The sequence below is a fragment of the Qipengyuania nanhaisediminis genome (genome assembly GCF_900115585.1).
GTDB lineage: Bacteria > Pseudomonadota > Alphaproteobacteria > Sphingomonadales > Sphingomonadaceae > Qipengyuania > Qipengyuania nanhaisediminis.
In genome coordinates, this window is record NZ_FOWZ01000001.1 from 783054 (window position 1) to 803934 (window position 20881).

At 62.7% G+C, this 20881-nt stretch carries 14 protein-coding genes; 9 read left to right on the forward strand and 5 right to left on the reverse strand.

Translation table 11 applies throughout. The annotated features are described in order from the left end of the window. The first annotated feature begins 474 nt into the window (after positions 1 to 474). The 5 genes from rpoB to BM173_RS04005 all read left to right on the forward strand — a co-directional run bounded on the left by rpoB (position 475) and on the right by BM173_RS04005 (position 13437). Complete coding sequence (rpoB, locus tag BM173_RS03985; RefSeq protein ID WP_090477487.1) at positions 475 to 4656, forward strand: DNA-directed RNA polymerase subunit beta; 4182 nt, start codon at positions 475 to 477, stop codon at positions 4654 to 4656. Positions 4657 to 4714: 58 nt separating this feature from the next. After that, a complete protein-coding gene (gene rpoC / locus BM173_RS03990; RefSeq protein WP_090477489.1) occupies positions 4715 to 9043 on the forward strand; it encodes a DNA-directed RNA polymerase subunit beta' in 4329 nt (1442 codons plus the stop codon). A gap of 164 nt (positions 9044 to 9207) precedes the next feature. After that, positions 9208 to 11550, forward strand: coding sequence for a putative bifunctional diguanylate cyclase/phosphodiesterase (locus BM173_RS03995; RefSeq protein ID WP_218152621.1), 2343 nt, complete (start codon positions 9208 to 9210; stop codon positions 11548 to 11550). 79 nt (positions 11551 to 11629) lie between these two features. Beyond that, the gene (gene gltX / locus BM173_RS04000) at positions 11630 to 12976 is read left to right on the forward strand and encodes a glutamate--tRNA ligase (RefSeq protein ID WP_090477492.1); all 1347 of its coding nucleotides are present in this window, start codon (positions 11630 to 11632) and stop codon (positions 12974 to 12976) included. A gap of 20 nt (positions 12977 to 12996) precedes the next feature. Beyond that, on the forward strand, positions 12997 to 13437 hold the full coding sequence (locus BM173_RS04005; protein WP_090477493.1) for a hypothetical protein: 441 nt from the start codon (positions 12997 to 12999) through the stop codon (positions 13435 to 13437). Here the strand turns inward: BM173_RS04005 and pyk are convergent. Beyond that, on the reverse strand, positions 13434 to 14918 hold the full coding sequence (gene pyk / locus BM173_RS04010; RefSeq protein ID WP_090477499.1) for a pyruvate kinase: 1485 nt from the start codon (positions 14916 to 14918) through the stop codon (positions 13434 to 13436). The genes BM173_RS04005 and pyk overlap by 4 nt on opposite strands. Before the next feature lie 46 nt (positions 14919 to 14964). Here pyk and BM173_RS04015 point away from each other — a divergent pair, with 46 nt between their 5' ends. The 3 genes from BM173_RS04015 to BM173_RS04025 all read left to right on the forward strand — a co-directional run bounded on the left by BM173_RS04015 (position 14965) and on the right by BM173_RS04025 (position 16005). Further along, on the forward strand, positions 14965 to 15279 hold the full coding sequence (locus BM173_RS04015) for a DUF1244 domain-containing protein (protein ID WP_090478493.1): 315 nt from the start codon (positions 14965 to 14967) through the stop codon (positions 15277 to 15279). Between the two features lie 83 nt (positions 15280 to 15362). Beyond that, complete coding sequence (locus BM173_RS04020; protein ID WP_090477501.1) at positions 15363 to 15599, forward strand: DUF2312 domain-containing protein; 237 nt, start codon at positions 15363 to 15365, stop codon at positions 15597 to 15599. A 58-nt stretch (positions 15600 to 15657) separates the two neighbouring features. Further along, entirely contained in the window at positions 15658 to 16005 is a 348-nt protein-coding gene (locus BM173_RS04025) for a heavy metal-binding domain-containing protein (protein WP_090477502.1), read from the forward strand. 1 nt (position 16006) lies between these two features. Here BM173_RS04025 and BM173_RS04030 read toward each other — a convergent pair whose 3' ends face one another. From BM173_RS04030 to secB, 4 genes are read right to left on the reverse strand one after another with little or no spacing between them, the layout of a single operon-like run. Then, a complete protein-coding gene (locus BM173_RS04030; protein WP_177201794.1) occupies positions 16007 to 16744 on the reverse strand; it encodes a CPBP family glutamic-type intramembrane protease in 738 nt (245 codons plus the stop codon). Continuing rightward, complete coding sequence (trpS, locus tag BM173_RS04035) at positions 16731 to 17783, reverse strand: tryptophan--tRNA ligase (protein ID WP_090477506.1); 1053 nt, start codon at positions 17781 to 17783, stop codon at positions 16731 to 16733. The genes BM173_RS04030 and trpS overlap by 14 nt, the downstream gene beginning before the upstream one ends. A gap of 6 nt (positions 17784 to 17789) precedes the next feature. Beyond that, complete coding sequence (gene murJ, locus BM173_RS04040; RefSeq protein WP_090477507.1) at positions 17790 to 19361, reverse strand: murein biosynthesis integral membrane protein MurJ; 1572 nt, start codon at positions 19359 to 19361, stop codon at positions 17790 to 17792. A gap of 29 nt (positions 19362 to 19390) precedes the next feature. Beyond that, complete coding sequence (secB, locus tag BM173_RS04045; protein WP_090477509.1) at positions 19391 to 19921, reverse strand: protein-export chaperone SecB; 531 nt, start codon at positions 19919 to 19921, stop codon at positions 19391 to 19393. 270 nt (positions 19922 to 20191) lie between these two features. Here secB and BM173_RS04050 point away from each other — a divergent pair, with 270 nt between their 5' ends. Further along, positions 20192 to 20863 carry a Tim44/TimA family putative adaptor protein gene (locus tag BM173_RS04050; RefSeq protein ID WP_090477511.1) on the forward strand — a complete coding sequence of 224 codons (672 nt, stop codon included), beginning with the start codon at positions 20192 to 20194 and terminating at the stop codon, positions 20861 to 20863. Positions 20864 to 20881 lie beyond the last annotated feature (18 nt).

The window sequence follows — 20881 nt, forward strand, 5'->3', positions numbered from 1 at the left end:
CCATGGCGGGATCCCCGAAAATGGCGTTTTTCCAAGGTCTTGGTCCGATCCGGCCTGGTTGACACATTGACCGATGGCTTTCGGCAGGGAGGGCTTCCGGGCTTCAAGAGGGGGGTGGTCGATCATTGGCGCCGGACTTGTCTGCGGCGCCGACGCGGCAGTAGGAAAGCCTCATCGCCAAGGCGCCTTCGCCGCCTTCAAACAGGCGTTTGACTTTCCCCTGCGCGCTTCCTACATGCTCCCTCGACCGCACGCTTCGAGCGAGTCCGATTCATGCGCGGGGATCGGAACCAGGATGGAAGCGGCGTTTCCATATCGCGACGTTCTATAAGAGCTGCAGCCGCCGCCCGACCGGGTGTGCTTGTCCTGCGGCCTTTTTGCGTCTCGCGATACGGTTCTCACGCGCATGAGACATCTATTGGCGACCCTGTCCGCGCAGGGTTGCAGGCACACTGAAAGAGGACGAGCTCCTTTATGGCTACCAAGGCGAAGGCACCCCGCAACACATCGTCGGGCACCGCGAAGCGGCGTATCCGCAAGATTTTCGGCGACATCCACGAAGTCGTCGACATGCCGAACCTGATCGAGGTTCAGCGCGAGAGCTACGAACAGTTCCTGCGTTCGAACAAGGAGATCGATTACGTCTCCGGCCTCGAAAAGACGCTGCGTTCGGTCTTCCCGATCCGCGACTTCGCCGGCACCGCCGAACTCGACTTCGTGCATTACGAGCTCGAACAGCCGAAATACGACATCGTCGAATGCCGCCAGCGCGGCATCACCTACGCCGCGCCGATGAAGGTTACGCTGCGCCTGATCGTCTTTGAAGTCGACCAGGAAACCGAAACCCGCTCCGTCCTCGATATCAAGGAGCAGGACGTCTACATGGGCGACATGCCCCTGATGACGGACAACGGCACCTTCATCATCAACGGCACCGAGCGCGTTATCGTCTCGCAGATGCACCGTTCGCCGGGTGTGCTGTTCGACCATGACCGCGGCAAGACCCACTCCTCGGGCAAGCTGCTGTTCGCCGCCCGCATCATTCCGTACCGCGGTTCGTGGCTCGATTTCGAATTCGACGCCAAGGACGTGGTCAACGTGCGTATCGACCGTAAGCGCAAGCTGCCGGTCACTGCGCTGCTTTATGCCCTCGGCCTCGATAGCGAAGGCATCCTCGACCATTTCTACGACAAGGTCACCTGGAAGCGCGCCAAGGACGGCTGGGAACTGCCGTTCGTTGCGGAAAACTGGCGCGGCCAGAAGCCGGCTTTCCCGCTGGTGGATGCCAAGACCGGTGAAGAAGTCTTCCCCGCAGGCCAGAAGATCAGCCCGCGTGCCGCCAACAAGGCTGCCAAGGACGGTCTGGAAACCCTCCTGCTGCCGACCGAAGAAGTCTTCGGCCGTTACGCCAGCGAAGACCTGATCGATGAAAGCACCGGCCGCATCTACATCGAAGCGGGCGACGAAGTCTCGGCAGAGAACCTCGAAGTGCTCGACGCTGCCGGCGTCGACAGCCTCGACCTGCTCGACATCGACCACATCACCACCGGTCCCTGGATCCGCAACACGATGAAGGTCGACAAGGCCGAAAACCGTGATGAAGGCCTGGAAGCGATCTACAAGGTCATGCGTCCCGGCGAACCGCCGACCAAGGAAACCGCAGAAGCGCTGTTCGAAGGCCTGTTCTTCGACGCCGAGCGTTACGACCTGTCGGCCGTCGGCCGCGTCAAGCTCAACATGCGTCTCGACCTCGACGCCGAAGACACCGTGACCACGCTGCGCAAGGAAGACATCCTCGCCGTGGTCAAGGAACTGGTCGACCTCAAGGACGGCAAGGGCGAAGTCGACGACATCGACAACCTCGGCAACCGCCGTGTCCGCTCGGTCGGCGAACTGCTGGAAAACCAGTACCGCGTCGGCCTGCTGCGCATGGAACGCGCGGTGAAGGAACGCATGAGCAGCGTCGACGTGTCGACCGTCATGCCGAACGACCTGATCAACGCGAAGCCGGCCGTGGCTGCCGTGCGCGAATTCTTCGGCTCCAGCCAGCTCTCGCAGTTCATGGACCAGACCAACCCGCTGTCGGAAGTCACCCACAAGCGCCGCGTTTCGGCGCTTGGCCCGGGCGGCCTCACGCGTGAGCGCGCAGGCTTCGAAGTCCGCGACGTTCACCCGACGCACTATGGCCGCATCTGCCCGATCGAAACGCCGGAAGGCCCGAACATCGGTCTGATCAACTCGCTCTCGACCTTCGCCCGCGTCAACAAGTACGGTTTCATCGAGACGCCGTATCGCAAGGTGAAGGACAACAAGGTCACCGACGAGGTCGTGTACCTTTCGGCAATGGAAGAGCAGAAGCACACCGTCGCACAGGCTTCGGCCGAACTCGACGACAAGGGCGGCTTCGTGGAAGAGCTGGTCTCGGCCCGCCAGGCCGGCGACAACCTGATGGCTCCGCGTGAAACGATCACGCTGATGGACGTCAGCCCCAAGCAGCTCGTCTCGGTCGGTGCATCGCTCATTCCGTTCCTGGAAAACGATGACGCCAACCGCGCACTGATGGGCGCCAACATGCAGCGCCAGGCCGTGCCGCTGGTCAAGGCGGAAGCGCCCTGGGTCGGCACCGGCATGGAAGAAACCGTGGCGCGCGATTCCGGCGCGGCGATCACCGCCAAGCGCGGCGGCATCGTCGACCAGGTCGACGCGACGCGTATCGTGATCCGCGCCATCGGCGATGTCGAACCCGGCCAGTCGGGCGTCGACATCTACACGCTCCAGAAGTTCCAGCGTTCGAACCAGAACACCTGCATCAACCAGCGTCCGCTGGTGAAGGTGGGCGAAACGGTCGCACCGGGCGACGTCATTGCCGACGGCCCCTCGACCGATCTCGGCGAACTGGCGGTGGGCCGCAACAGCCTCGTCGCCTTCATGCCCTGGAACGGCTACAACTACGAGGATAGTATCCTCATCTCCGAGCGTATCGTGAAGGACGACGTCTTCACCTCGATCCACATCGAGGAATTCGAAGTCATGGCTCGCGACACCAAGCTCGGGCCGGAAGACATCACCCGCGACATCCCGAACGTCGGCGAGGAAGCCCTGCGCAACCTCGACGAGGCGGGCATCGTCTACATCGGCGCCGAAGTGCACCCGGGCGATATCCTGTGCGGCAAGATCACGCCGAAGGGCGAAAGCCCGATGACGCCGGAAGAAAAGCTCCTGCGAGCCATCTTCGGTGAAAAGGCCAGCGACGTGCGCGACACCTCGCTCCGCCTGCCGCCGGGCGTTGCCGGCACCGTCGTGGAAGTCCGCGTCTTCAACCGTCACGGTATCGAGATCGACGACCGTACGCGTGCCATCCAGAACGAGGAAATCGAACGCCTCCGCAAGGACGCCGCCGACGAACGCGCGATCCTCAACCGTGCGACCTACAACCGCCTGCGCGACATGCTCGAAGGTCAAACCGCTTCGGCAGCGCCGAAGGGCGTCAAGAAGGGCAGCGAGATCACTCTCGACGTCCTCGAAGGCATCGACAAGCACGAGTGGTTCAAGTTCGCCGTTGCGGACGACAACCGCCAGCAGCAGCTCGAAGCGGTGAAGACCCAGTACGACGAGAGCGTGAAGGTCATCGACGAAAAATTCGAAGACCGTAAGGAAAAGCTCGAGCGCGGTGACGAACTCGCTCCGGGCGTGCTCAAGATGGTCAAGGTCTTCGTTGCCGTGAAGCGCAAGCTTCAGCCGGGCGACAAGATGGCCGGCCGTCACGGTAACAAGGGTGTGATCTCGCGCATCCTGCCGGTCGAGGACATGCCGTTCCTCGAAGACGGTACGCCGGTCGACATCGTGCTGAATCCGCTGGGCGTGCCTTCGCGCATGAACGTCGGACAGATCTTCGAAACGCACCTCGGCATGGCTGCCCGTAACCTGGGCATGGAAATCGGCCGTCAGCTCGAAGAGTGGAAGGCCGCCAACCCGAACGCCGCCGAAGACTATTCGAAGGTCAAGCCGCCGGAAGCGGTGATCGAGCGCCTGAAGGACACCTACGGCGAGCGTTACCACGATGCGATCGACAGCCGTTCGACCGAAGAAATCGTCGAACTCGCGAGCAACCTGCGTACAGGTGTGCCGATGGGTACGCCGGTCTTCGACGGTGCGCGCGAAGGCGATGTGACCGTGGAACTGGAAAAGGCCGGCCTCGACGCAGACGGCCAGTCGGTCCTCTACGACGGCCGCACCGGTGAAGCGTTCGACCGCAAGGTCACCGTGGGCATCATCTACATGCTCAAGCTGCACCACCTGGTCGACGACAAGATCCACGCCCGTTCGATCGGCCCCTACAGCCTCGTCACCCAGCAGCCGCTGGGCGGTAAGGCGCAGTTCGGCGGCCAGCGCTTCGGTGAGATGGAGGTCTGGGCACTCCAGGCCTACGGTGCAGCCTACACGCTGCAGGAAATCCTCACCGTGAAGTCGGACGACGTGATCGGCCGTACCAAGGTCTACGAAGCCATCGTCAAGGGTGACGACACCTTCGAGGCCGGCATTCCGGAGAGCTTCAACGTGCTCGTCAAGGAAATGCGCAGCCTGGGTCTCAATGTCGAATTGAAGTCGCTCAGCGACGACGAAGACGACGACGGCCTCGCGATCGCGGCGGAATAGGGGGCCAACGCCCCCTCCGCTTTCCGCCCATTAGAAATACCCCTTGGGAAATTAAGTCATGAACGAACTGACCAAATTCACCAACCAGCTCGCGAAGCCCGAAACCTTCGACGAGATTCAGATCGGCATCGCCTCGCCCGAGCGCATTCGCTCGTGGTCCTTCGGCGAAATCAAGAAGCCGGAAACGATCAACTACCGTACGTTCAAGCCCGAACGCGACGGCCTGTTCTGCGCGCGCATCTTCGGTCCGGTAAAGGACTACGAATGCCTGTGCGGCAAGTACAAGCGCATGAAGTACAAGGGCGTCGTCTGCGAAAAGTGCGGCGTCGAAGTCACCGTGACCAAGGTCCGCCGCGAGCGCATGGGCCACATCGAGCTGGCCGCTCCGGTCGCGCACATCTGGTTCCTGAAGTCGCTGCCGTCGCGCATCGGCCTGCTGCTCGACATGCAGCTCAAGCAGCTTGAGCGCGTTCTCTACTTCGAAAGCTACATCGTCGTCGAACCCGGCCTCACGCCGCTGGAGAAGTTCCAGCTGCTGACCGAAGACGAGATGCTCGAAGCGCAGGACGAATACGGCGAAGACGCCTTCTCCGCATCGATCGGCGCCGAAGCCGTGAAGATGATGCTCATGGATCTCGATCTGGAGCAGGAAAAGGAAGACCTGCTGGAAGAGCTCGCGACCACCAAATCCAAGCTCAAGCCCGCCAAGATCATCAAGCGCCTGAAGGTCGTCGAAAGCTTCATCGAATCCGGCAACCGCCCGGAATGGATGATCTTGGAAGTCGTGCCGGTCATTCCGCCGGAACTGCGCCCGCTCGTCCCGCTGGACGGTGGCCGTTTCGCAACGTCCGACCTCAACGACCTTTATCGCCGCGTCATCAACCGCAACAACCGCCTGAAGCGCCTCATGGAGCTGCGTGCGCCCGACATCATCGTGCGTAACGAAAAGCGCATGCTGCAGGAATCGGTCGATGCGCTGTTCGACAACGGCCGCCGCGGCCGCGTCATCACGGGTGCCAACAAGCGTCCGCTGAAGTCGCTGTCCGACATGCTCAAGGGCAAGCAGGGCCGCTTCCGCCAGAACCTTCTGGGTAAGCGCGTCGACTATTCGGGCCGTTCGGTCATCGTGACCGGCCCCGAACTCAAGCTGCACCAGTGCGGCCTGCCGAAGAAGATGGCGCTCGAACTGTTCAAGCCGTTCATCTACGCCCGCCTCGACGCCAAGGGTCTTTCGATGACCCTCAAGCAGGCGAAGAAGTGGGTCGAAAAGGAACGCAAGGAAGTCTGGGACATCCTCGACGAAGTGATCCGCGAGCACCCGGTTCTGCTGAACCGCGCGCCCACGCTTCACCGTCTCGGCATCCAGGCTTTCGAACCGGTCCTGATCGAAGGTAAGGCGATCCAGCTTCACCCGCTGGTCTGCGCCGCCTTCAACGCCGACTTCGACGGCGACCAGATGGCCGTCCACGTCCCGCTGAGCCTCGAGGCGCAGCTGGAAGCGCGCGTCCTGATGATGTCGACAAACAACATCCTCTCGCCCGCCAACGGCAAGCCGATCATCGTGCCTTCGCAGGACATGGTCCTGGGCCTCTATTACCTGTCGATGGAACGCCAGGAAAAGACGCCCGAATTCATCGAGGGCGACGACGGCGAAAAGCACGAGCAGCTGCCGCTGTTCAGCGACATGGCCGAAGTGCACCACGCCCTGGAAAACAAGGACGTGACCCTGCACTCCAAGATCATGGCCCGCGTCCCGCAGGCCGATGAGAAGGGCAAGGTCGAGATGAAGCGTTTCGTCACGACCCCGGGCCGTATGCTGATCGGCGAATGCCTGCCGAAGAACCACAAGGTTCCCTTCGACATCGTCAACCGCCTGCTGACGAAGAAGGACATCGCCGACGTGATCGACGAAGTCTATCGTCACACTGGCCAGAAGGACACGGTGCTGTTCGCCGACGCGATCATGTCGCTCGGCTTCCGCCACGCGTTCAAGGCCGGCATCTCGTTCGGCAAGGACGACATGATCATTCCGGAAAGCAAGGTGGGCATGGTCGAAGAGACCAAGGCGCTGGTTGCCGACTACGAGCAGCAGTACCAGGACGGCCTGATCACCCAGCAGGAAAAGTACAACAAGGTCATCGACGCGTGGAGCCAGTGCGGCGACCGCGTGGCCGACGCCATGATGGAAGAGATCAAGTCGCAGCCGGTCGACAAGGACGGCAAGGAAGCGCAGATCAACTCGATCTACATGATGAGCCACTCCGGTGCGCGTGGTAGCCCCGCGCAGATGAAGCAGCTCGCCGGTATGCGCGGCCTGATGGCGAAACCTTCGGGCGAGATCATCGAGAACCCGATTATCTCGAACTTCAAGGAAGGCCTGAACGTCCTCGAGTACTTCAACTCGACCCACGGTGCCCGTAAGGGTCTGGCGGATACGGCGCTCAAGACGGCGAACTCGGGTTACCTGACCCGCCGTCTGGTCGACGTGTCGCAGGACTGCGTCATCGTCGAGGAAGACTGCAAGACCGACAACGCGCTCGAAATGCGCGCCATCGTCCAGGGCGGTAGCGTTATCGCCTCGATCGGTGAGCGTATCCTGGGCCGTACGGTTGCCGAAGACATCGTGAACGCCGCCACCGGCGAAGTGATCGTCAAGGCAGGCACGCTCGTCGACGAGCCGATGGTCAAGGCCATCGAAGAAGCGGAAACGCAGGTCGCCAAGATCCGCAGCCCGCTGGTCTGCGAAGCCAAGCAGGGCGTTTGCGCGACCTGCTACGGCCGTGACCTTGCACGCGGTACTCCGGTCAACATCGGTGAAGCTGTCGGCGTTATCGCTGCACAGTCGATCGGTGAGCCGGGCACGCAGCTGACCATGCGTACCTTCCACATCGGCGGTGCCGCACAGCTCAACGAAACGAGCCACCTCGAAGCGATCTCGGACGGTAAGGTCGTTTATCGCGACATGCCGACCATCGTCGACAAGAAGGGTCGTATCCTGTCGCTCGCCCGCAACGGCGAACTGGCAGTCATCGACGCCGAAGGTCGTGAGCGCGAAATCCACAAGGTGCCTTACGGTACCGTGCTGATGCACAAGGATGGCGGCAAGGTGAAGGAAGGCGATCGCTTGGCGGAATGGGATCCGTTCTCGCTGCCGATCATCACCGAAACCTCGGGCGTGGTGAAGTTCCAGGACCTCATCGACGGTACCTCGATGGAAGAACGCGTCGACGATGCCACCGGTATCGCCCAGCGTGTTGTCACCGACATCCGCACCGGCGGCCGCAAGAAGAAGGAAGACCTGCGTCCGCGCCTGACTCTCTTCAACGATGCGGGCGACGAGAACGAAGCTGCACGCTACATGCTGGCACCGGGTACCGCATTGTCGGTCGAAGACGGCCAGCAGGTCGAGGCAGGTGACATTCTTGCCCGTGCTTCGCGTGAGGCCGCCAAGACCCGCGACATCACCGGTGGTCTGCCGCGTGTTGCCGAACTGTTCGAGGCCCGCGTGCCGAAGGACAATGCGATCATCGCCAAGATTTCGGGCAAGATCGAATTCGTCCGCGAATACAAGGCGAAGCGCAAGATCGCGATCGTTCCGGAAGAAGGTGATGCAGTCGAGTACCTGATCCCCAAGACTAAGGTGATCGACGTCCAGGAAGGCGACTTCGTCAAGAAGGGCGATACGCTCATCTCGGGCTCGCCGAACCCGCACGACATCCTCGATGTTCTCGGGATCGAAGCGCTGGCCGAGTATCTCGTGAACGAGATCCAGGAAGTCTACCGACTGCAGGGCGTGAAGATCAACGACAAGCACATCGAGGTGATCGTTCGCCAGATGCTGCAGAAGGTTGAAATCACCGACGGTGGCGACACCGTGCTGCTGCCGGGCGAACAGGTCGACCTGGAAGAGCTGAACGAGACCAATGCCAAGCTCGGCCGGAACAAGGAGCCTGCCAAGGGCACCCCGATCCTGCTCGGCATCACCAAGGCCTCGCTCCAGACGCGTTCGTTCATCTCGGCGGCGTCGTTCCAGGAAACCACCCGCGTGCTCACCCAGGCTTCGGTCGAGGGCAAGAAGGACACGCTGGTCGGCTTGAAGGAAAACGTCATCGTGGGCCGTCTCATCCCCGCCGGTACCGGTGCGGGCATGAACCGGATGCGCGTGACCGCCTCCAGCCGCGACGCTGCGCTGCGCGCCCAGTGGAAGAAGGCCCAGGAAGCGATCATCGCTGCCAACACCGCAGAAGAAGAGCACGAGGCGGAACTCGCCCAGGGCCCCGAAGCTGCAATCGGCGACGATCCGCTGGCGAGCATGGAAGGTGAAACCCACGGCACCGATGCCGATGCGGGCGATTACCTCAACGAAGAGGCCAAGGACGGCGAATAAGCCTTCCCTTCGGACCTGACCCGAATTGGCCCCGCCGGAGCGATCCGGCGGGGCTTTTTCATGGGTCGGGGTAAGCCGCGCCGCTTGCCGCTATACATTAGCCGGCAGTTTCGGTTACAATGCAGGGGGATACGCGCGGTGAGGCGCGAGAACCGGGGGCCGAATTGGGAAAACCGACCGCGATCAGCGAAGAGGTACGCCGGCTGCTACTGGTGCGCAGAATGCGTGCGGTCATCGCCGGCAATACGCTTGCGACTGCTGCGGCCCTTGCATCGGCCGCTGTCCTGATTGTCGGCTTCGATGAAGCGAAGTGGCGCACCCCGCTGCTTTTCTGGGCGATCATCGCCGCCCTTGCATTCGCGCTGCGGGCCTATTTCTTCGCGACACTCGACCCCGACGAGAATGATGGCGAGGCGCTGACCCGCGATTATCGCAGGGTCACCGGCTGGATGATCGTGACAAGCGCGCTCTGGGCGGTTGGCTTCGTCCTGTTCGCCCTCATCGCGCAAGGCCTGGAAATCGCCCTGCTCGGCGTGGTCGGCACCGCGATGCTCGTCGGCGTCCTGCTCATCCATCGCGCCGTGCCGTTCGCGGGATATGTCCACATCGCGCTCCTGCTATCGGCGCTCATCGCGGCGGCGTGGTTGAGCGTGGGTGCCCAATCGCTGCCGATTGCCCTGGTCCTCGTGATTTACGCCATCGCGCTATGGACTGCGGTCGGCCGGATGGATGCCGCATTCCAGGCGGCCATCGCGGCCGATGTCGAGCGCGAAGAGGCCCGCGCAACCGTGGCAATGCTGCTCAATGACTACGAAGAGCAGTCGACGGACTGGCTGTGGATCATCGACCGGCACGGCAATCTTCGCGAAGTGAGCGAGCGTTTTGCCAACGCCTGCGCCCGCGATCCCGAAACACTCGAGGGATCATCCATCCTCGACCTGGTGGAGCCGGGAGAAGGCCGCGATCAGCTGTCGCAGCATATCATCAACACTCATGCATTCCGCGATATCGCGGTAAGCGTTTCCATCGATGGGGCGCCCCGCTACTGGCAGCTTTCCGCCCGCCCGCGCAGTGATGGCAGCATGAGCGGCGTCGCGCGCGATGTGACCGCAGATCGCCTGATCGAAGAGCGCGTCACCCAGATGGCGCATTATGACAGCCTGACCAATCTGGCCAACCGCTACCTCTTCAACGAGCGCCTGCGCGAATTGCTCGGCGATAGCAGGTCGAGCGGCGCCAACGTGGCGCTCTTCTATCTCGATCTCGACGACTTCAAGGCCATCAACGACACGCGCGGACACCTCGTCGGGGATCGCCTGCTGCGCGAGGTCGCCGAACGCCTGGCCTGCGAAGTGCGAGACGAAGACACGGTCGCGCGTCTTGGTGGCGACGAGTTTGCCGTGCTTATCGAAACGCGCGCCGGGGATGGCATGCTGATCGAACGGGCCCACCGTTTCCTGTCGGTGGTCAGGGCGCCGTATGAAATCGACGGTCACAGCTACAAGGTGTCCACCAGCGTAGGCGTGGCGCGATGCCATGACGGCGATTGCGATGCGGAAGAGCTGATGCGCCGCGCCGACCTTGCGCTTTACGCTGCCAAGAACAAGGGACGCGACAACCTCGCCATTTTCGAACACTCCCTCGATCAGCAGGCGCGCGAGCGCCGCTCGCTCGAAGCGGACCTCGGCGAAGCGCTCGCGCTTGACCAGCTCCGCCTGCATTTCCAGCCGATCATCGAATTGGAGACAGGGCAGGCGACAGGGTACGAGGCCCTGCTCAGATGGTATCATCCGGAACGCGGCGTACTGGGACCGGGCGAATTCCTTTCCATCGCCGAAGAGACGGGGCTTATCATGCCCATCGGCGACTGGGTTATCCGCACCGCACTGGCCGAAACCGTCGATTGGGCGGGTGACTTCCGCGTAGCCATCAACCTGTCGACCACGCAGGTCGCCGATCCCAGGATCGTGGCGACCTTGTCGCAGGCGCTGCGCGAAACCGATTTCCCGGCACACCGGGTCGAACTCGAAATCACAGAGCACGTGCTGATGGATCAAAGCGATGCCAATCGCGACACGCTCCTGAAAATGCGCGAAATGGGTCTCAGGATCGCGCTCGACGATTTCGGCACGGGCTTTTCGTCGCTCGCCTACCTGCGGCGCTTTCCGTTCGACCGGATCAAGATCGACCGCACTTTCGTCCGTGACCTGACTTCCGATATCGGCAGCCAGGCGATCGTTTCCACGATCACGAGGCTTGCCGAAGCGATGGATATGGAAACGACCGCAGAAGGCGTCGAGGATCGACGCCAGCTCGACCTTTTGCGCAAGCTCGGCGTCAAGGAGGCGCAGGGCTTCCTGATCAGCAAGCCCCTGCTGGCCGAGAAGATTTCCGCGACGACGATCAAGGCCGAAGAAGTGGCCGAGGCGCCGGTGGAGAAGGCGGTGATCGATTACCGGCAGGCGCGCAAGGCGGCGCTGAAGCGTCGCGGTGGCCAGGCAGCCTGAGCCGGACATCACACGCTGGCTCAAGGGCGGGCACTACTCTTCTCGCCATAGGCGACCGGCTGCGCTATCGGCGCCTGTCATGACCACTATCACGCGTTTTGCCCCGTCACCGACGGGGAACCTCCATGTCGGCAATATCCGCACCGCCTTGCACAACTGGATGCTGGCGAGGAAATCGGGCGGGCGTTTCGTCCTGCGCATCGATGATACCGATGCAGCGCGCAGTCGCGAGGAGTTTGTCGAAGCGATCCGTGCCGACCTCGCATGGCTCGGTCTTGCGGCGGACGGCGAGGAGCGGCAGTCCGAGCGGCTCGCGCTCTACCAGTCGGCATTCGACGCGCTTCTCGACTCTGGCCGCATCTATCCCGCGTACGAAACCGCGCAGGAGCTCGAGCTCAAGCGCAAGATCCAGTTGGGCCGGGGCTTGCCGCCGATCTACGATCGCGCCGCGCTGCAGTTGAGCGATGCCGATCGTGCCGCAAAGGAAGCCGAAGGCGTAGCGCCGCACTGGCGCTTCAAGCTCGATCATGATGAACCGATCGAGTGGGACGATGGCGTGCGTGGCAAGCAGAAATTCGATCCTGCGCAGCTATCCGACCCGGTCATCCGCAGGGCCGACGGAAGCTGGCTCTACATGCTTCCCAGCGCGGTCGACGATCTCGATATGGGGGTAACACAGGTGCTGCGCGGCGAAGACCACGTGACCAATACAGCCGTTCAAATTCAGATGTTTACCGCACTTATTGCTGCACAATACCCTGCAGCAAAAATTCCTGCCTTTGCACATGAAGCCTTGCTCGTCGGCAAGGAAGGCAAGCTGTCGAAACGCCTTGGCTCGCTCGGCTGCGACAGCTTCCGTGAGCGCGATATCGAACCCGAAGCGATCGTCGCCCTGCTGGCGCGGCTCGGCACCTCGCAACCCGTCGAGCCGATCGCCGACCGGCAGGTTCTGGTCGACACGTTCGACCTGTCGACATTCGGCCGTGCGCCCGCGAAGTTCGACGATACGGAACTCGACCGGCTCAATGCAGCGATCGTGCACCAGATGGATTATGAGGCGGTCCGGCACCGCCTTCCCGAAGGCATGGACGAGGCCGGCTGGCATGCGGTTCGCCCGAACCTTTCGCATGTCAGCGAGGCAGGAAACTGGTGGAAGCTGGTGACCGGGCCGATCGAGCAACCGGAATTTTCCAGCGAAGATCGCGCCTTCCTGTCGCAAGCCGCCGACTTGCTGGAGTGGGGCGATGATCCCTGGCGTTCGCTCACCGCTGCGCTGAAGGAAGCAAGTGGTCGCAAGGGCAAGCCGCTGTTCCTGCCGCTGCGCCAGGCTCTCACCGGAATGGACCACGGGCCGGACATGGGAGAATTGCTCCCGCTGATCGGTGAAGAAGAGGCGAGAGCGCGGCTGTGCCGGGCTGCAGCCTGAAAGGTCTTCTTGCCTGCGCGATGTGTGCGGGCCTTGTCGCTTGCGGCGGGCCGCAGGGCGATCCGGCATGGTATCGCTCACCAGAACCGGAACTGCGCTATTCATCGACCTTCGGCGCACGGCTGCGTGTGATCGAGGGATGTGTTGCGCTAGTCACCGGACCCGATGCGCTCGACCGGGAGGCGGACGTGGCGATAGGGGACGCAGCCATACCGCTCTTCATCGACACATTCGAAGTCGAAGCCTCCGGCGGCCAGCTCAAGATAACCACGCCAGACGGCGAAGTCCTGACCGATGGCGATCTGGTGCTGGGCGAGGGCGGACCTTGGCCAAAGAGCGATCCGCGCTCCGCACCTGTCAGCAATCCGCCCGATCTGTCGCGCTGCCCGGGCGATCCCTACCAGGTCGTTGGCCTCAGCAAGGGCTGGGGTCCTTACGATCCGGAAGGGTTGCTGGATTAGCCCTCGTGCTTTTCCAGTTCGTCGCCCGCGATCGACACCACGTGCATGAGGTTGGTCGATCCGGGAGTGCCGAAGGGTACGCCGGCGAGGGCGATCAATTTGCTACCCGCAGCTGCGAAGCGGTGACGCAGCGCCATGCGCTTCCCCTTGGCGATCATCTCTTCGAAGCTTCCGATATCCTTGGTCGCAACAGCGTGCGCGCCCCATAGCAAGGCGAGGCGGCGCGCCGTCTTCATGCTCGGCGTCAGGACCATCATCGGCACGCTCGGCCGCTCGCGCGCAACGCGGCGGGCCGTGCTGCCCGAACCGGTGAAGACCGTGATCGCAGAAATGGCGACCGTGTCGGCAACGGTCATGCAGGCATGCGCCAGCGCGTCGGCAGTAGTGCGGTCGGGCGGCGTGTCGAGAAAACGCACACGCGGCAGGTACGCCTCATCGCTTTCGACCTGCCGGGCGATGCGGTGCATGATGGTGACCGCTTCTTCGGGCCATTCGCCCGCTGCCGTTTCCGCAGATAGCATGACCGCGTCGGCGCCGTCGTAGACCGCGTTCGCCACGTCCGAGACTTCGGCGCGGGTCGGGGCGGGGCTTTCGATCATGCTTTCCAGCATCTGCGTTGCCACGATGACCGGCTTGCCGGCGGTGCGCGTCTTGTTGACGATCTGCTTCTGGAGCGGCGGGACCTCCTGCGGTTCGAGCTCCACGCCAAGATCGCCGCGGGCGACCATGATGCCGTCGGACAGTTCGATAATCTCGTCGAGGCGCCTGACCGCCATCGGCTTTTCGATCTTGGCGCACAGCGCGCCGTAGCCGCCCATCAGCTTGCGCGCTTCGGCAAGGTCTTCGGGACGCTGGACGAAGGAGAGGCCGATCCAGTCGACGCCCTGCTGGACGGCAAAGGCGAGGTCGCGGCGGTCCTTCTCGGTGAGCGCCGGAATGGGCACTTCGGCATCGGGCACGTTGACGCCCTTACGATCCGAAATCACGCCGCCGACTTCTGCCGAACACAGGATCTCGTTCTCGTCCGCGCGGATCACTTTCAGGCGTATCTTGCCGTCGTTGATCAGCAGGCGCTGGCCTTTTTCAAGCAGGCCGAAGAGTTCGGGGTGCGGCAATTCGACGCGGGTGTGATCGCCCGGCTCGGGATTACGGTCGAGCGTGAAATGACCCGAGTGACGAATGACCGCCTCGCCGTTCTTGAACTTGCCGACACGCAGCTTCGGGCCCTGGAGGTCGGCAAGGATGGCGATGGGGCGATGGAATTCCTTCTCCATCGCGCGGATCGCCTTGATCGTTTCGGCGTGGGTTTCGTGTTCGCCATGGCTCATGTTGACGCGGAAAGCGTCGACCCCGGCGCGGAACAGGCGGGCCAGCATTTCCGGAGACCGGCTCGCCGGGCCTACGGTCGCAAGAATCTTGACCTTGCGGCCACGCGGATCGAGCTTGGGCGCGCCGTCGCGCTCTTTGAGGGGCTTTGCCATGAGGCATCGCTATGGCACGGCGGTGCGACAATTCAAGGACGATGACATGGTTACGAATGCACCCGACCCGCTCGACGCGCTCCCCGATGACGTAGCGGCAGCCGCTTTCCGGCGACTGGTCCGACACCTGCGCCATCGCCACGATGCGCAGAATATCGACCTGATGGGGCTGTCCGGCTTCTGCCGCAATTGCCTGGCGGACTGGATCCGCGACGCCGGCTTCGAAGGCGACAAGGCAGCCGCGCGCGAGCTGATCCACGGAATGCCGATGGACGAATGGAAAGCCGCCCACCAGACGCCCGCCACCGAAGAGCAGCTGGCGCGTATGGAAGCCAGTGTTGCGAAAAATCGCGTGGAGTAGCGAGTCGGCACCTTCACCCCGGCGCGGGAGGTGGCTATCCGCAGCAGCCAACCGATTCTCAAAGACACTGGAGCTGATACCCAATGGCCGAAGCCACCGACGACCGCCTGCGCCTTCTCATCGAGCGCATCGAGCGCCTTGAAGAAGAGAAGAAGGGCATCGCCGACGACATTCGCGACGTTTACGCAGAAGCCAAGGCCGTGGGTTACGACACTAAGATCATGCGCCAGGTCATCCGCCTGCGTAAGATGAAGCCCGACGAGCGCAGCGAACAGGAAACCATCCTCGATACCTACAAGGCCGCGCTCGGCATGGGTTGATCCCGCGCGCAAGCGTCCTATCTTGGTAACACACTTATCGAGACAGGAGGATTTTGCGATGCCCGGACCCTGGAAAGACGCGCGCGGTGTTACCGTCACGACCACGCCGATGATCGAAGGCAAGCCGATCCAGGATTACCTCGGCATCGTGACCGGCGAGGTGATCGTCGGCGCGAACCTGTTCCGCGATCTTTTTGCCAATATCCGCGACATCGTCGGCGGCCGCTCCGGCAGCTACGAGCGCATCCTTGCGGACGCGCGCAACCAGGCGATCGAGGAACTGCAGGCCGAATGCGCCACGCGCGGCGGAAATGCGGTTGTGGGGGTCGATCTCGACTACGAGGTGATCGGCGATACCGGCTCGATGCTGATGGTTTCGGCCAGCGGCACCGCCGTGAAGATCTAGGTCAAAGCCAAGGGTCGAGCGCCGTAAACAGCGCGTTGAACAGCGCGTGCTGCAAGATCGCGGCGCCCAGGCCCAAGCGCGTGCGTGTGAAGGCGAGGATGAGGCCGCCGATCGTCTGCGGCAGCACCAGGAACACCGTGATGAATTGCAGTTCCGCGTAATTCGTCAGGTGGATCATCCCGAACACGAGAGAGCTAGCGTAAATAATCTTGCCGTAATGGCGGGAAAACCACGCGGGCACTGCACTGTTGGCCTTGCGCGTGGCGAGCCATCTTAGCCAGGCGGCGATCACCCCCAAGACGAACACGCCGCCGATGGCGACTTCTCCGACCGCATCGAGGTAGGAGAGCCCGGTTGTAGCCAGAATCAATGCGACGAAGGTTGCCGCGAATTCGAGATCGGCGCGCCTTCCGCGCAGCCATCCCCGGAATATGACCTCTTCCATGACCGGCGCCACGGCGATCGCGAGAATGGCCAAGGTCAGCGGATCGAGATCGAAATCCTCGACTTGCGGAAAGGTGGCTCCGAACCCTTCGGCGATTGCCACGACCGCAACCATGAGTGCGGCCACGGTAATGTCCACGGCCAGCACGACCGAGAATACGCGGCGTCGCTCGCTGCCTCGCAGCATCGGTCCGCCGGGCGGGGTCGGTGCCTTTGCGAAGGCCAGCAGTTGCCGCAGTGTGTCGGCGGGACTGCTGCCGGAAGTTGCAACGGGGTGGGCGTCAGCCCCTGACAAGGCCCAGCGCCTTGTAAGTCGCATCGAGCGTCGGGACCGCGATCTGGCGCGCCTGGGCGGCACCCCGCGCGAGGATCGCGTCCAGCGCTTCGCGGTCTTCGAGAAGGCCGGTGAAGCGTTCCGAGATCGGGCGCAGGGTCTCGACCAGCACTTCGCCCAAGGCAGGCTTGAACTTGCCGAACCCTTCGCCCCCGAAATCCGAAAGCACGTCGTCGACGCTCTTGTCGGTGAGCGCAGCGTAGATCGTCACGAGGTTGAGCGCTTCGGGCCGGTCTTCCAGACCCTTCTCCTCGCTCGGCAAAGGTTCGGGGTCGGTCTTGGCCTTCTTGATCTTCTTCATCACCGTGTCGGGATCGTCGGCCAGTTCGATGCGGCTCATTTCCGACGGGTCGGACTTGCTCATCTTCTTCGACCCGTCGCGCAAACTCATGATGCGCGCCGCCTGGGGCGGGCTGATCGGTTCGGGCAGGGTGAAGACCGGAGCGTCCTCTGACGCGAAGTCGTTGTTGAACTTCTGCGCAATGTCGCGCGCCAGTTCGAGGTGCTGCTTCTGGTCCTCGCCCACGGGCACGTGGGTCGCCTGGTAAAGCAGCACGTCAGCGGCCTGCAGCACGGGATAGGTGAACAGCGCAACGCTGGCACCTTCGCGGTTCTTGCCGCTCTTGTCCTTGAACTGCGTCATGCGGTTGAGCCAGCCCATGCGCGCGGTCCCGTTGAGGAGCCACTGCAATTCCGCGTGCGCGTGGACCTGCGCCTGGTTGAACAGCACCGAGCGTGATGGATCGATGCCGCAGGCGACCAGCGCCGCCGCCATTTCGAGCGTGGCGCGCCGCAGCTCTGCCGGATCGTGCGGCATCGAAATCGCGTGGAGGTCGGCAAGGAAGAACAGGCACTGCGCGTTCTTTTCTGCGCTACCGTCTTCGGCTGCTTGAGCGCGCTCCCCCATGTCGTCCTGCATCCGCACCCAATTGCGGATCGCACCCAGGTAATTGCCGAGATGGAGATTGCCGGTGGGCTGGATGCCGGAAACAACACGCATGATGATTTACGGAGCTTTCTTCTTGGTCAGGGCAGCGATGCGCTGCCGGTCGATGGCGCCGACTGCGAAAGCGACGCCGAAATAGACGATGCCCGAGCACAGGACGAGCCCGAGGAGCGCGGCCAGCCGGGCAAGCAGGCCAGCGGAATACCAACCGGTTAGCAAATCGCGGGCGAACCACAAGGCGGCACCCATAGCGACCGCTGCGACGAGTTGGCGTGCAATGCGTCCGACCAGCGCCAGGGGCACCGAATAATACCCTCGTTTGAGGAGGACGACGTAGAGGAACGCCACGTTGATCCACGCCCCGATCACGCTGGCCAGCGCCACCCCTTCCACGCCGAACCGCTGGAGGAAGGCGATGTTGAACGCCACGAAAACGCCGAGTGAAATGAAGGCTGCATAGACCGGGGTCTTCGTGTCCGACCGGGCATAAAAATTGGGCACCAGCACCTTCACCATGACGTAGGCGGGCAGGCCGAGCACCAGGATCGCCAGGACGCCGCCGGCGATGGCGGCATCCTCGACGCTGAAGCGGCCGCCCTGGAAAATCATCGTGATGAAGGGTGTGGCGCAGATTGCCAGCGCAACGGCGGCAGGGATGGTCAGCAGCATCGAAAGCTCGATGGCATCGGACTGGATTCGATCCGCGCCTTCCTTGTTCTTGCTGCCGACGAATTTCGACAGGGTCGGCAGGATCGCGGTCGACAGAGCAATGCCGATAATGCCGAGCGGCAGCTGGTTCAGCCGGTCGGCATAGTTCATGTAGCTGACCGAACCGCTTTCGAGCTGGTTGAGGAAGTAGAGCTGGACCAGCGTGTTGATCTGGTAAGCGCCGCCACCGATCGCCGCGGGCAGCGCGATGATGGACAGGCGTTTCACCTCCGGCGTGATGCGCGGCCACAGCAGCTTGGGCCGGAATCCCTCGACGCGGGTCCAGTAATACAGCCATCCCAGCTGCATGACCCCGCCCGCAGTTACCGCCCATGCGACGCCATAAGCGACCTGCTCGATGCTCGCTCCGGTGGCATTCATGAAGTATTCGCCCGTCAGCAGCGCGGCGATGAGGACGAGGTTGAGGATGATCGGGAAGCTGGCCCCCGGCGCAAAGCGCGAGACCGAATTGAGCATGCCGGTGAACAAGGTCACCAGGCTGACCAGCAGGATGTAGGGGAACATGATCCGGGCGAAGTCGACTGCGAGGTCGAACTGGCCGGGTTCGACCGGCTTTTCCGCCAGGATCCAGATCACGCCCGGCATGGCGAGCTCGAAGACGATGCACAGGGCGATCAGGACCGGCAGGAATACGCTGAGCACGTCGGCCGAGAAACTGCGGGCATCTTCGATCCCGCCTTCGCCGTTCAACCGCTTGGAGAACATCGGCACGAAGGCGGCGGAAAACGCACCTTCCGCGAACAGGCGGCGGAAGACGTTGGGTATGATGAAGGCCTGGAACCAGGCATCGGTAACCGCATTGGCGCCCAGCACGCGGCTGAAGATCATTTCGCGTGCCATGCCGGCGATGCGGCTCACCATGGTGAGCGAGCCGATCGTGCCGACGTTCTTGAGCAGGCTCATCGCGGAGCCTCCGTCCCGGTCCCGGTGCCTCAGGCGTTCCCGGTCGGAGCCGGGGCGCCTTCGCCCTGCTGGGCTGCGCGGGCCTGGAGCTGCTGCTGGTAGAGACCGGCGAAATCCATCGGCTCGAGCATCATCGGCGCATAGCCGAGGTCACGGACGGCGTCGGAGATGATGGCGCGCGCGAAGGGGAAGAGCAGGCGAGGCGCTTCTGCGAACATGAATGCGTGCGCGTGTTCTTCGGGAACGTTGCGAATGCCGACGAGGCCGCAATAGGCGAGCTCGACGATGTACTGTGCACCCTGTTCGGTATCGGCGCGCACCGTGATCTTGAGCTCCACTTCGGAAATCTCGTCCGTCACCTTGTTCGATGCGATGTTGAGCTGCACATCGACGCGCGGCTGTTCCTGCCACTGGTATGCCGCCGGCGCGTTCGGGTTTTCGACCGAAAGATCCTTCACATACTGGTTCAGGATGCCGACCGTCGGGCGATTGTCGGCACCGTTGGCACCAGCGGCCGGATCGGCATTGAGATCGGTCAGAACGTCGTTTTCATCGGCCATCGGGCAAGCTTTCTTTCGTATTTCCGTTTGAATAGGCGGGGAAGGTCGCGATCATGCGTCCCACCGGTCAGGGCGCGCGCCTAGCACCCCCCAAGGCGCGGGGCAATCCGCGAGTGGAGCGGGCTGGTCGAAGGAAAAGCAGGTTGAAAGGACCCTCAAGCGCCCATTGTGCGTTTGTAATTGATCCCTATCTAGGGCACTAAGGGAACCGTACCGGAAGGCACGGTTCTTCCGCTAAGTGCCAGAATTGAAACGAACGGAATTCCGCCAGTGATCACCGAGATCGTCATCCTTGCAGCCATCGCCGCTTTTCTCGGCCTGCGCCTTTATTCGGTGCTGGGCCAGCGGTCCGAGCATGAAGAGGATCCGATCCGTCGCAGCTATGGCCCGCGCGAACAGAAATCGCCGCCTGCGGTGACCGGCACCACGCAGGATGCAGCCGCTCCTGCGCGGCCTGCGGTGACCCTGCGCAGCGTCGATAACGCGACCAATGCGAACGAAAGCGCCATCCGCTCGATCGCCAATGCCGATTCGCGGTTCGACCTCCTCTCCTTCCTAGAAGGTGCCAAGGCAGCTTATGCCATGATCCTCGAAGCTTTTTGGGCAGGGGACAAGGAAACGCTGCGCGACCTGACGGACGATGATGTCTACGCCAGCTTCGCAGGGGCCATCGACGCGCGCGACGCATCGGGCGAAACGCTCGACAACCGCCTGATCCGGATTGAGGACGCAACGGTGCACTCTGCCGAAATGGACGGCCGCACGGCGCGTATCGCAGTGCGTTTCGTGGCCGATATCGCCGCGGTAACCCGCGACAAAGACGGCACCGTGGTGGCAGGTTCGCTCGACGATGCCGTCGAGAGCCGCGACATCTGGACGTTCAGCCGTTCGGTCGACTCGATGGACCCGAACTGGGTCCTCGACGAAACCGACCAGGACTAATCTTCATCCTTACAGGAG